The 13,221-nt window shown below is 61.9% G+C and carries 14 protein-coding genes; 13 read left to right on the forward strand and 1 reads right to left on the reverse strand.

What is annotated here, in order from left to right:
* The first annotated feature begins 9 nt into the window (after positions 1 to 9).
* The 9 genes from ACFQ24_RS00190 (at position 10) to ACFQ24_RS00230 (ending at position 9,246) form a co-directional block, all read left to right on the forward strand.
* Positions 10 to 1,404: a protein adenylyltransferase SelO family protein gene (locus ACFQ24_RS00190; protein ID WP_380908174.1), complete on the forward strand. Its 1,395-nt coding sequence runs from the start codon at positions 10 to 12 to the stop codon at positions 1,402 to 1,404.
* A 94-nt stretch (positions 1,405 to 1,498) separates the two neighbouring features.
* A complete protein-coding gene (locus ACFQ24_RS00195; RefSeq protein WP_380908176.1) occupies positions 1,499 to 1,786 on the forward strand; it encodes a hypothetical protein in 288 nt (95 codons plus the stop codon).
* Positions 1,787 to 1,900: 114 nt separating this feature from the next.
* Positions 1,901 to 3,334: a succinylglutamate-semialdehyde dehydrogenase gene (gene astD, locus ACFQ24_RS00200; RefSeq protein ID WP_380908178.1), complete on the forward strand. Its 1,434-nt coding sequence runs from the start codon at positions 1,901 to 1,903 to the stop codon at positions 3,332 to 3,334.
* A 76-nt stretch (positions 3,335 to 3,410) separates the two neighbouring features.
* Positions 3,411 to 4,193, forward strand: coding sequence for a uroporphyrinogen-III C-methyltransferase (gene cobA, locus ACFQ24_RS00205; protein ID WP_380908179.1), 783 nt, complete (start codon positions 3,411 to 3,413; stop codon positions 4,191 to 4,193).
* Positions 4,190 to 4,486, forward strand: coding sequence for a DUF2849 domain-containing protein (locus ACFQ24_RS00210; protein ID WP_380908181.1), 297 nt, complete (start codon positions 4,190 to 4,192; stop codon positions 4,484 to 4,486). The genes cobA and ACFQ24_RS00210 overlap by 4 nt, the downstream gene beginning before the upstream one ends.
* A gap of 3 nt (positions 4,487 to 4,489) precedes the next feature.
* The gene (locus tag ACFQ24_RS00215; protein ID WP_380908183.1) at positions 4,490 to 6,121 is read left to right on the forward strand and encodes a nitrite/sulfite reductase; all 1,632 of its coding nucleotides are present in this window, start codon (positions 4,490 to 4,492) and stop codon (positions 6,119 to 6,121) included.
* Positions 6,114 to 6,554: a DUF934 domain-containing protein gene (locus tag ACFQ24_RS00220; RefSeq protein ID WP_380908185.1), complete on the forward strand. Its 441-nt coding sequence runs from the start codon at positions 6,114 to 6,116 to the stop codon at positions 6,552 to 6,554. Before ACFQ24_RS00215 ends, ACFQ24_RS00220 begins: the two co-directional genes overlap by 8 nt.
* A complete protein-coding gene (locus ACFQ24_RS00225; protein WP_380908187.1) occupies positions 6,547 to 7,332 on the forward strand; it encodes a phosphoadenylyl-sulfate reductase in 786 nt (261 codons plus the stop codon). Before ACFQ24_RS00220 ends, ACFQ24_RS00225 begins: the two co-directional genes overlap by 8 nt.
* Before the next feature lie 108 nt (positions 7,333 to 7,440).
* The gene (locus tag ACFQ24_RS00230; RefSeq protein ID WP_380908189.1) at positions 7,441 to 9,246 is read left to right on the forward strand and encodes a DUF885 domain-containing protein; all 1,806 of its coding nucleotides are present in this window, start codon (positions 7,441 to 7,443) and stop codon (positions 9,244 to 9,246) included.
* A 41-nt stretch (positions 9,247 to 9,287) separates the two neighbouring features.
* Here ACFQ24_RS00230 and ACFQ24_RS00235 read toward each other — a convergent pair whose 3' ends face one another.
* Entirely contained in the window at positions 9,288 to 10,772 is a 1,485-nt protein-coding gene (locus ACFQ24_RS00235) for a replicative DNA helicase (protein WP_380908191.1), read from the reverse strand.
* A gap of 115 nt (positions 10,773 to 10,887) precedes the next feature.
* Between ACFQ24_RS00235 and ACFQ24_RS00240 the strand changes: the two genes are divergently transcribed.
* From ACFQ24_RS00240 to dcd, 4 genes are read left to right on the forward strand one after another with little or no spacing between them, the layout of a single operon-like run.
* On the forward strand, positions 10,888 to 11,370 hold the full coding sequence (locus tag ACFQ24_RS00240) for a UPF0262 family protein (protein ID WP_380908193.1): 483 nt from the start codon (positions 10,888 to 10,890) through the stop codon (positions 11,368 to 11,370).
* Positions 11,371 to 11,398: 28 nt separating this feature from the next.
* Positions 11,399 to 12,067, forward strand: coding sequence for a GH25 family lysozyme (locus tag ACFQ24_RS00245; RefSeq protein ID WP_380908195.1), 669 nt, complete (start codon positions 11,399 to 11,401; stop codon positions 12,065 to 12,067).
* Between the two features lie 17 nt (positions 12,068 to 12,084).
* Positions 12,085 to 12,525 carry a cytidine deaminase gene (locus ACFQ24_RS00250; protein WP_380908197.1) on the forward strand — a complete coding sequence of 147 codons (441 nt, stop codon included), beginning with the start codon at positions 12,085 to 12,087 and terminating at the stop codon, positions 12,523 to 12,525.
* A 5-nt stretch (positions 12,526 to 12,530) separates the two neighbouring features.
* Positions 12,531 to 13,085: a dCTP deaminase gene (gene dcd / locus ACFQ24_RS00255; RefSeq protein WP_380908199.1), complete on the forward strand. Its 555-nt coding sequence runs from the start codon at positions 12,531 to 12,533 to the stop codon at positions 13,083 to 13,085.
* Positions 13,086 to 13,221 lie beyond the last annotated feature (136 nt).

Genomic DNA, 13,221 nt, shown 5'->3' on the forward strand with positions numbered 1-13,221 from the left:
TATCGCCGTATGAGCCAGACCCTGCAAGCCGCCAATTACCGCCCGGCGACCGAAATCGATGCGCTGATGCCCGACATCGCAGCGCCGGTCGCGGCTGCGACGTTCCCGCAGACGATCCTGCGGTATCGAAACGACGCAGCGGCTGCATCCGTCGGGCTGGAAGGCCTGGACGATAGGGAGTGGATCGCTCATTTTGGGCGTTTTTCGCCGCTGGAGGGCAGTTTGCCCAAGCCGTTGGCCTTGCGTTATCACGGCCATCAGTTCCGTCACTATAATCCCGACATCGGTGACGGGCGCGGCTTCCTGTTCGCGCAATTGCGGGATGGAGAAGGCCGGCTCCTCGATCTGGGCACCAAAGGATCGGGCCAGACTCCCTATAGCCGGTTCGGCGACGGCAGGCTGACGCTAAAGGGCGGCGTTCGTGAGATACTGGCGACCGAAATGCTGCAGGCGCTGGGCGTCAACACATCCAAAACCTTGTCCCTTATAGAGACCGGCGAGTCACTGGAGCGCAACGACGAGCCGTCGCCCACCCGTGGGACGGTGCTGGTCCGGTTGAGTCACTCTCACATCCGCATCGGCACCTTCCAGCGTGCGGCCTTCCATGGTGACGGGCCGTTTCTTGAGCGTCTCGTGGATTACAGCCTGACCCGTCTTTACGGGCAGCATCCAGGACACAATCCGGCGGCGCAACTCTTGGACCATGTTGTCGAGCGCACAGCCGATCTCGCGGCCAGCTATATGGTGGCGGGCTTCGTCCATGGCGTGCTCAACAGTGACAATATCAATGTCACAGGCGAAAGCTTCGATTATGGTCCGTGGCGGTTTACACCGCATTGGGATCCGGGCTTCACCGCGGCTTACTTCGATCACGCCGGGCTGTACGCTTTTGGGCGGCAGGCCGAAGCGATCCATTGGAACATCGCGCAATTAGCCGTCAGCCTGCGAACGATCACGGAAGCCGAACCCTTGGTCGAGAGCCTTGAGCGCTTTCCGTCGCTTTATGCCGACGCCCTTCAGCGTCGCTTTTGCTGGCGGCTTGGTGTGGCAGGCGGCGACGCTGGCGGGATGACTGAGGCAGCCGTTCGCGGCATGATTTTGACGGACACGCCGATCGACCGCTTCTTTCATGATTGGCGTGGCGGACATCCGCTGGATTCCGCTGCCTATGGCGATGCTGCATGGAGCGCACTCCGGGACGCCATGGCAGAGTTCACCCCCTGCGCGGGTGCGCGGGATCATCCCTACTGGTCAGATCACACGCCCTGCTCCATGCATATCGATGAAGTGGAAGCGATCTGGAGCGCGATCGACGAGCGGGACGATTGGTCTCCACTGCATCACAAGGTGGCGGCCGTGCGGCGCATGGGCGACGCGCTCGGCGCTGTACCAGCTTTACCCTGAGGGCTGCCGATCCTCGCCCGTCCGTCTCGACTGGTGGAAGGAACAATAGCGCTCCGCGCCCGTTCCAAACGCTTGAAACGGGTAGGAGAGTGTCATGGTTGATGTACGTAACGATCCCTATGCAGACCGCGTCGTTGTGCGGCGGGGTGGCGCTGGACGCACCATCGCTATTATCGCAATCTTGGCACTTGCGGTCGTTGGCCTGCTGTTCGCCACCGGTTTCTGGAAGGCAGACGTGAAGGGCGGCGATATGCCCGAGGTGAGCGTCAAAGGCGGCGATTTGCCCAAGGTGGACGTGGATTCCAAGGCAGTGGTCGTCGGCACCAAGAAGGAAGAGATCGATGTCCCGACCGTTGGTGTAAAGGATAATGGCGGCGACTAATCCGCACTAAATCTCAAGTAAAAAGGCTCTTCATGTCGATGAAGAGCCTTTTTGCATTTTCGGGCGACCCGGACGGTCATTTTATCTTTAACTATTTTCCGCCATATCAGGCCCATGCCCGCTGACTTGCTGTCCCATGAACCTGCGACCGGCACCCTGTTATGGCAGGGCCAAGCGGGAGATGTGGACCAAGAGGTCGACCGTGCAACACGCGCGTGGCCGAAATGGGCAGCCCAGCCCATCGCGTACAGGATCGAGACGCTCCGCCGGTTCGTCAACGTCGTGCGCCGCCACGAAGAGGCTTTGGCTGACCTGATCGCGCGCGAAACCGGAAAGCCGTTGTGGGACGCCCGCAACGAAGTCGCCGCGGTGATCGGCAAGGTGGATATCAGCGTTGCAGCCTATTCGGAACGCACCGGCCAACGTCGCCTGGAAGCCAATCTGGGCGCGCGTCAGTCGGTGCGACACAAGCCCCATGGCGTCATGGCGGTACTCGGTCCCTATAATTCACCCGCGCACCTGCCAAACGGGCATATCATCCCCGCCTTGCTGGCCGGTAATGCCGTGGTCTTCAAACCATCGGAAAAGACGCCAGCGGTGGGTGAGATGCTGGTTGGTCTGTATCATGAGGCCGGCGTGCCCGCAGAGGCGATGAGGCTCCTGCAGGGCGGCCCCGAAATCGGCAAGGCCCTGGCCGTCCATCCCAATGTGAACGGCATACTTTTTACCGGCTCCGCGCAGACCGGGATCACCATCAACCGCCAATTCGCAGGGCAGCCCGCGAAGATCCTGGCTTTGGAAATGGGTGGCAACAACCCGATCATAGTCTGGGAAACGCCGGAGCTTCATGCCGCCGCGACGATCGTAGTCCAGTCCGCCTTCATGACCAGCGGTCAGCGCTGCACCGCCGCCAGTCGGCTGATCGTCAAGGACAGCATCGCGGACAAGCTCATTCCAGAGGTCAAGAAACTGGCCGACCGGCTCATCGTCGATCATCCTCATGCCGATCCGGCACCCTATATGGGGCCGGTGATCGACAATCAGACGGCGGATGGCCTCACCGAGAGCTTCCTCTACCTGATGAGCAACGGCGGCAAGCCGATCAAGCATATGGTACGCCCGCAAAAGGGGCTCCCCTTCCTATCACCGGCGATCATCGATGTGACAGCAATGAAGGAGCGGCCCGATGTGGAGCTTTTCGGCCCCCTGCTGCAGGTCATCCGCGTCTCCGACTTCGACACGGCAATCGAGGAAGCGAACAATACGCGCTATGGCCTCTCCGCTTCGCTGATTGGCGGCTCGCCGGAACAATATAATCAATTCTGGTCGAACGTTCGCGCGGGACTGGTCAACTGGAACCGCCCTACCACCGGCGCGGCGTCCAACGCCCCGTTCGGGGGTACTGGGATATCCGGAAATCACCGGCCCAGCGCCTATTATGCCGCCGACTATTGCGCCTATCCGGTAGTGTCCGCCGAGATCGAGACTCCACGCGCAGCCATCAGCCTGGGCCTGAAGGACATAGACGTCAGCGCCATGGGCGATTGAAGGCCAAAACTTTTCCTTACCGCCGCCATACCCATTCTGAATTGAACTGCCCCGCCGCTTTCGCCATGTGGCAACCATGGCTGATATTGCACCTGCTACAGTCTTTCTCGTCGGCGCAGGCCCCGGCGATCCGGACCTGCTGACGATCAAGGCCGCGCGCCTGATCGCGTCGGCGGACGTGATCGTTCATGATGGCCTGGTCTCGGCGGAGATATTGGCATTGGCATCGCCCGATGCCGATCTCATTTCCGTGGCAAAGCAGCGAAGCCGCCATTCCATGCCGCAGGAAGCGATCAACGCGTTGATCGTGGAACTGGCGCGGGAGCAGCGGAAGGTGGTTCGCCTGAAGGGTGGCGACCCCTTCATATTCGGGCGCGGCGGCGAAGAAGCGGCCGCTTGCCGAGCGGCCGGCGTACCGGTCGAAATCGTGCCGGGCATCAGCGCGGCGATGGGGGCCGCGGCGCAGGCTCAGCTCCCGCTCACGCACCGGCAGGCGTCAAGCGCAGTCAGTTTCGTCGCCGGTCAGTGCAAGGGCCTTAGTCAACAGGATTGGTCTGGACTGGCGGGGAAAGGCCGTACCCTCGTCATCTATATGGGTGTGGCGACGGCGGCCGACATCGCGGACAAGTTGATTGCCGATGGGGTATCGCCGTCGATACCGGTCGCCGTGCTGGAAAATGGTGCGCGGGCCGACATGCGGTCGCTTCGCACGCTGCTCGCCGATCTTGGTGACATGGTGCAGCGGGAGCAGGTAAAGAGCCCGGCGCTGATCGTGGTCGGCGAGGTCGCAGCCCATGCCATCGCGCAGGATGTTCTGACCGGCTGGTCGCAGGAATTTGGTTCGGAGATAGGTTCGTGAAGATACTGACCGGCAATGATCTGGTGACGGGGGACGTCATCTGGTGGGCAGGCGATGGCTGGTCGCGCCAGGTGAATGACGGCGTCGATGTCGGGCAGCATGGCGACGATCTGGCGCGGTCGGAGGAAGCAGCGCTGCGCGTCGTTGGCGCTTATGTGATCGACGCCACCCTCACCGAACAGGGCATTCGGCCGGCCCATATCAAGGACCGCATTCGCGCGCTGGGGCCGACCGTGCGCCCCGACCTGACCATCAAACCGAACGACGCCGATGCCGGCAATTGGGTGATCTGAGCCATGTATCGTTATGACAGCTATGACCAGTCGATGGTAGACGCACGGGTGGAGGAGTTTCGCGATCAAGTGCAGCGCCGCCTGTCGGGGGCGCTTACTGAAGATCAGTTCAAGCCGCTTCGCCTGATGAACGGCCTCTATCTTCAATTGCACGCCTATATGCTGCGCGTCGCTATTCCCTACGGCACCCTGTCCGCTCGGCAGATGCGCAAGCTGGGCGAGATCGCGGAAAAATATGACCGGGGCTACGGCCATTTCACGACGCGTCAAAACCTCCAATATAACTGGATCAAGCTGGCCGACGCGCCCGACATCCTGGCGGAACTGGCAAGCGTGGAGATGCACGCGATCCAGACCAGCGGCAATTGTATCCGCAATATCTCGTCGGACCAATATGCCGGCGTATCTGCCGACGAGGTAACGGACCCCCGCCCCTGGGCCGAACTGCTGCGCCAATGGTCCAGCTTCCACCCGGAATTCACCTATCTCCCGCGCAAGTTCAAGATTGCGGTGATCGCATCGGATGAAGATCGCAGCGCCATGCGGCTGCACGACATCGGCCTGAAGCTCGTCGCGCGGGACGGCCAGATCGGCGCGGAAGTCTATGCCGGCGGCGGTATGGGACGGACCCCCATGGTGGCCCCGCTTATCAGGGACTTTGTGGGCGAAGATGAGATTGTCTCTTATCTGGAGGCCTGTCTGCGCGTCTACAATCGCCATGGCCGCCGCGACAACAAGTACAAGGCCCGGATCAAGATCCTGGTCCACGAACTAGGGGTCGAGGAATATAAGCGCCAGGTCGAGGAAGAGTTCGCGCACATGCGGACCTTGGGGCTCAACCCGCCCATTGAGGAACTCGACCGCATTCGCGCTTTCTTCGCGCCGCCCGCCTATGAAACCGGACTTGCGGAAGATATCGACCGGAGCGACCCTGCCTTTGCTCTGTGGGTGGACCGTCAGGTCGCGGCGCACAAGGTGCCCGGCTATGCGATCGTCAACATCAGCCTGAAACCGCTGACCGGCATCCCCGGCGACGCGTCGGCCGATCAGATCGCGCTCATGGCGGACCTGGCCGAACGCTATTCACTCGATGAGATCCGCGTCACTCATGCGCAGAACCTCGTCCTGCCGCACGTCAAGAAGGCGGATCTCCACGCCATCTGGCAGGCGCTGGACGATGCGGGACTGGCGGAAGCCAATCTCGACCTCATCACCGACATCATCGCCTGCCCTGGGCTGGATTATTGCGCCCTGGCCAATGCGCGCTCCATCCCGCTGGCGCAGAAAATCGCGCGGCGTTTCGCCGATACGGAGCGGCAGGCGGAATTGGGCGAGCTCAAGCTCAAGATTAGCGGCTGCATCAACGCCTGCGGCCACCATCATGCCGGCCACATCGGTATCTTGGGGGTGGACCGTAAGGGCGTGGAGAATTTCCAGCTGCTGCTCGGCGGATCGGGTGCGGAGGACGCGTCGCTCGGCCAGATCACCGGACCTGGCTTCTCCGAAGACGGGGTGGTCGATGCGATCGAGAAGGTGACAGACATCTATCTCGCCCAGCGCGAACAGGGCGAGCGCTTCCTCGACACCTACCGCCGCATCGGCATGAAGCCCTTCAAGGAGGCGATCTATGGTTGAGTTCCTGTCCTTCCGCGATGGCGAAACGGCGCAGGAACCGGCGGTGACGGTCGAATCCTTTACCGGGCAATCCAACGCCACTGCGGTTCGCATCGAGCCGGGCGAGGACGCACGCGAACTGCTGCCGCATCTCGACCGGATTTCGCTCGTCGAGGTGAACTTCCCCGTTTACGGTGACGGTCGTGGCTATTCCGCTGCCCGTATCCTGCGCGAGGCGGGATATCAGGGCGAGCTTCGCGCGGTGGGCGACGTGCTGGTCGATCAGCTCAACGCCATGCGCCGCTGCGGCTTCGACAGCTTCCATCCTGACAAGGCGCTGGACGATGAAGCGGTGGCGCGTGCGCTCAGCCGCTACGCCGACGTTTATCAGAAAAGCATCGATGGCCGTCAGCCCGTATGGGCCAAACGCCATCCGGAGAAAATCAATGGCTGATCCTGCCCGCCGGATCGACGTCATCGATGCCCGCCCTGCCTTCACTCAGGCGGATGCGGACGCGTTGAACGCGCGCTTCGAAGGCGTGGATGCCCTCACCATGCTGAAGACTGTCTTTGCCGAAGGTCTGGCCGGCAAGGTTGGGGTCGTGTCCTCGTTCGGCACCGAAAGCGCCGTGCTGCTCGATCTCGTGGCGAAGGCTGATCCGACGGTTGACGTGATCTTCGTGGATACGCTCAAGATGTTCGCGGAAACGCTGAACTACAGGGATCTTCTGATCAAGCGCCTAGGCTTCACCAACAGCCGCACGGTTTCGCCTATTCCCGAAGTCATCGCCGCAAAGGACGAAACGGGGCTGCGCTGGTCCTACGACCCCGATGGCTGCTGCGAGATTCGCAAGGTCGAGCCCATGAAGCGGGCGAAGGCCGGATTGGACGCTTGGATTTCCGGACGGAAAGCCTTTCAATCGGTGACGCGGCAGAACCTTCCCCGGTTCGAGGTCGAGGACGGGCGCCTCAAGATCAATCCGCTCGGCGACTGGACGAAGGCCGACCTGGAAGCCTGGTTCACCGAACATGACCTGCCCCGCCACCCGCTGGAATCGCAGGGCTATCTGTCGATCGGGTGCGAGCCGTGCACGTCGAAAGTGCTGCCGGGCGAAGACCCGCGTGCGGGACGGTGGCGCGGCTGGGACAAGGTGGAGTGCGGTATTCATTCTCCCGTCACGCCGATTACCCCAGTCGATCCTGACGACCCGGCAAACCAGCCGGTATTCTGATCGGCCAATCCATTCAGGCTTCGCAATAGAGTTGCAAGGTGCTGGACGGACCATGGCGGACGCGCGATAGACTCGCTCCCTGTTTCCAAAGACATAAGGGAGTCGCCCATGGATCGCCGCCAATTTCTGACCAGCACCGGCGCGGTTGCGATAGCGGGTGCCATGCCGCACGCCCTTGCCCAGACCGCCGGCGCGGACGACGCGCGGCTATCGGCAACCTTCGCCGCCATTTTCGAACGGCAGCTCGACCTGTCTCCCACGATGGTCACCAGCCTCGGGCTCGACAAGGGCGGGCGCGCCGGAGCCAAGAGCCAGCTGGACGACAACAGCAAATCCGGAACGATGAAGAAGGTGGCGGCCGCTCAGGCGGCTCTGCAGGAACTGGACGGCTACAAGAACGCACGCCTTTCGGACGCACAGCGGCTCAACCTGGACGTCATCCTCTATTCGCTGGATCAGCAGACCGTGCCCGCCAAATTCGGGCTCAACAGCGTCCAGCGCCCCTATCGCATCTTCCAACAGGGCGGCAGCTATTTCCAGACGCCCGACTTCCTCAACACCGCGCACACGATCAACGCGGCAGCCGATTGCGATGCCTATATTGCCCGACTCAACGCCCTCGCTCGCAATTTGCGGACCGATACGGCGCTGCAGCGAGACGAGGCCGCGCGCGGCTATCTTGCGCCTGGCTGGTCGCTCGATCTGACGTTGGGCCAGTTGAAGAAACTGCGCGGGCAGCCTGCGGCGGACAGCTCCATCGTGCAGTCGCTGATGAAACGCGCGGCCGCCAAGAATATCGCCGGCGACTGGCAGGCGCAGGCGACAGCGATCGTGGAAAAGGCGATCTATCCAGCGCTGGACGAGCAGATCGCCGCCATTGAAGCGCTGAAAGGCAAGACCGCGGCCGGCGACGGCGTATGGCGGACGCCCCGCGGCAATGAAATCTACGCGGCGGCGCTCAAACAGGCGACGACCACGGACCTGACCGCCGACCAGATTCACGCCATGGGTGTTGAGCAGGTGGCCGACATCAGCGCGCAACTGGACGCCATCCTCAAGGGTGCCGGACGCAGTGGTGGCACGATCGGCGAACGGCTTGCCGCGCTCAACGTCGATCCCTCGCAGCTTTACGCCGACAGTCCGGAAGGACGGGCGGCACTGCTGGCGCAGCTCAATCGCGACGTCGACGCAATGCGGGCGAAGCTACCGCGGGCCTTCGCCACCATCCCCGACACGCCGCTGGAAATCCGGGCGGTGCCTGTGGAAATTCAGGATGGCGCGTCGAACGGCTATTATAACCGCGCCGCGCTCGATGGGTCGCGGCCCGCCATCTACTTCATCAACCTCAAGGATGTCGGCGACTGGCCGAAATATGGCTTGCCCTCGCTCACCTACCATGAAGGCGTGCCGGGCCATCACCTTCAGATTTCGACGGCGCAGACCGCGGGCGACGTGCCTATGCTGCGCAAAACGGCCTTCATGAGTGCCTATACCGAAGGGTGGGCGCTCTATGCCGAGCAACTGGCCGACGAGCTGGGCGGTTATGCGACACCGCTGGACCGCGCCGGCTACCTCCAGTCCTTCCTGTTCCGCGCCGCGCGCCTCGTTGTGGATACCGGTATTCACGCCAAGAAATGGAGCCGCGAACAGGCGACGGACTATATGGTCCAGACCACCGGGTTCGCCCGCCCGCGCTGCCAGCGGGAGGTCGAGCGCTATTGTACTCAACCGGGACAGGCGACCAGCTACAAGGTCGGACATGGAGTCTGGGCCAAGGCGCGGACCGCCGCCCAGGCGCAACTTGGAAAATCGTTCGATATCAAGCAGTTTCACGCCATCCTTGAGGAAGGCGCGATGCCGTTGTCGATGCTGGAAAAACGTGTCGCCGATCGCGCCAGGGCGGCGCAGGGTTGACAACCGCCATTCCCCGGCACCACCGGGGAATGGCCTTGCCTTCATTCGTAGCTCAAATCCTCATAGCCGTCATCGGCAAGGTCGGAGAAACGCGTGATCTTCGCGTCGAACTTCATACGGATGCGTCCCGTGGAGCCATGACGCTGCTTCGCCACGATGACTTCCGCCTTGCCGTAGATGCGATCCATATTCTCCCGCCACGCGGCATAGGCGGCTTCGTCTTCCACCTTAGGCTCCTTTGCCGCTTCATAATAATCCTCTCGGAACACGAACCAGACCATGTCGGCGTCCTGTTCGATCGACCCGGATTCGCGAAGGTCTGACAGTTGCGGCCTTTTGTCTTCGCGCTGCTCCACTGCGCGGCTTAGCTGCGACAGCGCCAGCACCGGCACATGAAGTTCCTTCGCCAACGTCTTGAGACCGCGCGAGATTTCGGAAATTTCATTGACACGATTGTCGTTGCCGCGCCCTGTACCCTGCAACAGCTGGAGGTAATCCACGACGATGAAGCCGATGTCATGACGACGCTTCAATCGGCGGGCGCGGGTGCGCAGCGCCGCGATGGTGAGGCCCGGCGTATCGTCTATATAGAGCGGCAGTTCCTGCAAGTCGCGCGCCGCGCGCGACAGGTTCTGGAAATCGGCGCGGCTGATCTTGCCCATGCGCAGGGCCTCGCCGCTGATGCCCGACTGCTCGGCAAGGACGCGGGTCGCCAGCTGATCGGCGGACATTTCGAGCGAGAAGAAAGCGGTTTTCGCGCCCATATTCTTTTCGGGCGGAATCCCGTCGGCATTATCCCGGACCCAGCGGGAGGCGGCATTATAGGCGATGTTGGTGGCGAGCGAGGTCTTGCCCATGCCCGGACGGCCGGCCAGGATCATCAAATCCGAATTGTGCAGACCGCCGATCTTGGCATTGAGGCTATTGATGCCCGTCGTGATCCCGGAGACATGGCCGCCGCTGTTCAGCGCACGCTCGGCGACTTGCACCGCCATGGTGGAGGCTGCCAGGAAGCTCTTGACCGATCCTGTTTCGCCCTCGCCCTCCGATACCTTGTAAAGCGCGACCTCGGCTGCCTCAATCTGCTCGCGCGGGTTGACGTCCTCACTGGTATCTAGAGCATTTTCAACCAGTTCCCTGCCGACACTGACCAGCTGTCGCAGCAGGGCAAGGTCGTAGATCTGGCTGGCGAAATCGCGCGCGCCGATCAGCGCGGCGCCGTTGCCGGTCAGTTGCGCCAGATAGGCAGCACCGCCCAATTCCTTCAACGCCGGATCCTGCTCCAGCATGGGCTTCATGGTAACCGGGTTGGCGACCATGTCCTTGTCCAACAGTCGCATGATCGCGTCATAGATCCGCCCGTGCAGCGGCTCGAAGAAATGCTCCGCCTTGAGCTTGAGCTGCACGTCTTCCGCAATGCGGTTGTCGATCATGATCGCGCCAAGCAGCGCGGCCTCCGCCTCGACATTGCGGGGCAATTCAGTGCCCCCCGCCTCGGGCGGCGTGATTTTCAGAAGTTCGACCATGCGCTCTCTTTCCTCCCCTGCACCCGCGCGCGCAAGGGGGCCGGAGGAAAGCTTTCTGTGGATAAGTCCCACTTGCATTTCATGGCGCACCGTCCCACTGACTGATCGCTCCATCATGGCCGATCCCCGCATCATAGACATTCAGCTCGATCAGCGCACGATTTTGTGGCGGAATGCGGATGTCGAGCAGGAGCGGCGGATCGCGATCTTCGATCTGCTCGAAGACAACCGCTTCGCACCGCAGCGCTCTCATGCGGATGGCTATGCGGGCCCGTATAAGGTGCTGCTTCGGGTAGAAGAAGGACGGCTGGTGATAGAGATCAGCCGGGAAGACGGCAGCGCTCTGGAAGCGGTCATCCTGGGTCTTGGCCGCTTTCGTCGGCCGATCCGCGATTATTTCGCCATATGCGACAGCTATTATCAGGCCATCAGCAACGCCTCGCCCCAGCAGATTGAAACCGTCGACATGGCGCGCCGAGCCATCCACAATGAGGCTGCCGAGCTGCTGAGAGAGAGGCTCGAAGGGAAGATAGAAGTGGATTTCGATACGGCGCGGCGCTTGTTCACGCTGATCTGCGTGTTGCACATCAAGGGGTAGGCTCATCAGGGTCACGACATTCGGGGGCATGCTGGTCCGCATGGGGGCGGGACTGGCGGTGATCGCGGTGCTGATTGCGGCGCTGTGGCTCTATACTCGCGCATGGGCACCGGACCGAGCCGACTACGCCGTACAAGGCGTGACCATCGACGGCGGCAATGGCCATGTCGATTGGGGAACGCTGGCAGCACAAGGCGCGGACTTTGCCTATATCGGCGCAACTGGCCGCAATGGCGGCCGTGATCCGACCTTTGCCGCCAACTGGCGAGGCGCGCGAGGCGTGGGCATACGATATGGCGCACTGATGGACTACAGCCTTTGCCGCAGTCCGACCGACCAGGGAACGACGTTCATGACCACGGTGCCGCGGGACAACGCCGCCTTGCCGCCCGCCATCCGCCTGGCCTTCGATCCTGCCTGCGGCACACGCCCGCGGCGCGACCAGTTGCTCTCTGACCTCAACACGCTGGTCAATTTGGTCGAGAGCCATGCCGGAAAGCCCGTGCTGCTCAACGTCACGGAAGATTTCGACGAGGTCTACGACGTCGGGTCGGGCATCAACCGGACATTGTGGCTGGACGCGAACTTCTTTCCGCCCGATTATGCGTCGCGATCATGGGTGATGTGGACAGCCACGGACATGCGACATATCGACGGAGCCAACGGCCCGGTGCGATGGAATGTGGTGGCGCCCTGATGCGTGATGAACAACGAGTGAGACAGTTGATTGCCGCCGCGTGCGAGGCCATGGCCAACGCACATGCGCCTTATAGCCGGTTTGCAGTCGGGGCTGCCGTCCGGCTGACCGATGGCAGCTTCGTGGTCGGGTGCAATTTCGAAAATGCGAGCTATGGCCTGTCGCTCTGCGCTGAAACGGTGGCACTGGCAGCGGTTAACGCGCGGGGCCGCCTTGCCGATGTGGAAGCAGTTGCAGTCGTTGGGGGTGCGATAGACGCCGAGGAACAGGCGCTCGTCACCCCCTGCGGCCGCTGCCGCCAGATCATGAACGAAGCCGAACAGATGGCCGGGCGCACCCTTTCCATCTACTGCTCGACTCCCAGTGGTGACCGCATCCTCGACCTTCGCGTCGCCGACCTGCTTCCCTATGCCTTTGGCCCTGCCGACCTCGGTATTGGCCCCACGACAAAGAGCTGAGACATATGGCCATTCTTTCCGACAAGTGGATACGCGAACAGGCACAGTCGACCGGCATGATTGAGCCGTTCGTCGAAAATCAGAAGCGCGACGGATGCATCAGTTACGGCCTGTCGTCCTACGGATACGACGCCCGCGTGGCCGACGAATTCAAGATCTTCACCAATGTAGATAGCGCCGTGGTCGATCCCAAGGATTTCGCCGCCAACAGTTTCGTGGACCGCAAGACGGACGTCTGCATCATCCCGCCCAACAGCTTCGCGCTCGCCCGCACGGTGGAATATTTCCGGGTGCCCCGGGACGTGCTGGTCATCTGCCTTGGCAAATCCACCTATGCGCGTTGCGGCATCATCGTGAATGTGACCCCACTGGAGCCAGGCTGGGAAGGTCATGTCACGCTCGAATTTTCCAATACCACTCCCCTGCCCGCCAAAATTTACGCCAATGAGGGGGCGTGTCAGTTCCTCTTCCTCCAAGGCAATGAACCATGTGAGGTGAGCTACGCCGATAGGGCGGGCAAATATATGGGACAGCAAGGCGTCACGTTGCCTCGGCTCTAGCCGCTGCTGAAATCTTCATAAGGCTATTGGCAACATTTTATGTCGCCAAACTGTCATTCGCTGTAGCGGAATGTCTCCTAAACTTCGTTTTGGGGCATTGAGCGGCTTGAAGGCCGCCACCAATCAGGGGAACAGA

This window comes from Sphingobium olei (genome assembly GCF_042678845.1).
GTDB lineage: Bacteria > Pseudomonadota > Alphaproteobacteria > Sphingomonadales > Sphingomonadaceae > Sphingobium > Sphingobium olei.

Excerpts from the sequence above, each read along its gene's own strand:
- ACFQ24_RS00195 (WP_380908176.1), top strand. The coding sequence starts at position 1,499 with ATGGTTGATGTACGTAACGATCCCTATGCAGACCGCGTCGTTGTGCGG.
- ACFQ24_RS00215 (WP_380908183.1), top strand. The coding sequence starts at position 4,490 with ATGTATCGTTATGACAGCTATGACCAGTCGATGGTAGACGCACGGGTG.
- ACFQ24_RS00245 (WP_380908195.1), top strand. The coding sequence starts at position 11,399 with ATGCTGGTCCGCATGGGGGCGGGACTGGCGGTGATCGCGGTGCTGATT.
- ACFQ24_RS00240 (WP_380908193.1), top strand. The coding sequence starts at position 10,888 with ATGGCCGATCCCCGCATCATAGACATTCAGCTCGATCAGCGCACGATT.
- ACFQ24_RS00220 (WP_380908185.1), top strand. The coding sequence starts at position 6,114 with ATGGTTGAGTTCCTGTCCTTCCGCGATGGCGAAACGGCGCAGGAACCG.
- ACFQ24_RS00235 (WP_380908191.1), bottom strand. The coding sequence starts at position 10,772 with ATGGTCGAACTTCTGAAAATCACGCCGCCCGAGGCGGGGGGCACTGAA.
- ACFQ24_RS00225 (WP_380908187.1), top strand. The coding sequence starts at position 6,547 with ATGGCTGATCCTGCCCGCCGGATCGACGTCATCGATGCCCGCCCTGCC.
- ACFQ24_RS00230 (WP_380908189.1), top strand. The coding sequence starts at position 7,441 with ATGGATCGCCGCCAATTTCTGACCAGCACCGGCGCGGTTGCGATAGCG.
- ACFQ24_RS00190 (WP_380908174.1), top strand. The coding sequence starts at position 10 with ATGAGCCAGACCCTGCAAGCCGCCAATTACCGCCCGGCGACCGAAATC.
- dcd (WP_380908199.1), top strand. The coding sequence starts at position 12,531 with ATGGCCATTCTTTCCGACAAGTGGATACGCGAACAGGCACAGTCGACC.
- astD (WP_380908178.1), top strand. The coding sequence starts at position 1,901 with ATGCCCGCTGACTTGCTGTCCCATGAACCTGCGACCGGCACCCTGTTA.
- cobA (WP_380908179.1), top strand. The coding sequence starts at position 3,411 with ATGGCTGATATTGCACCTGCTACAGTCTTTCTCGTCGGCGCAGGCCCC.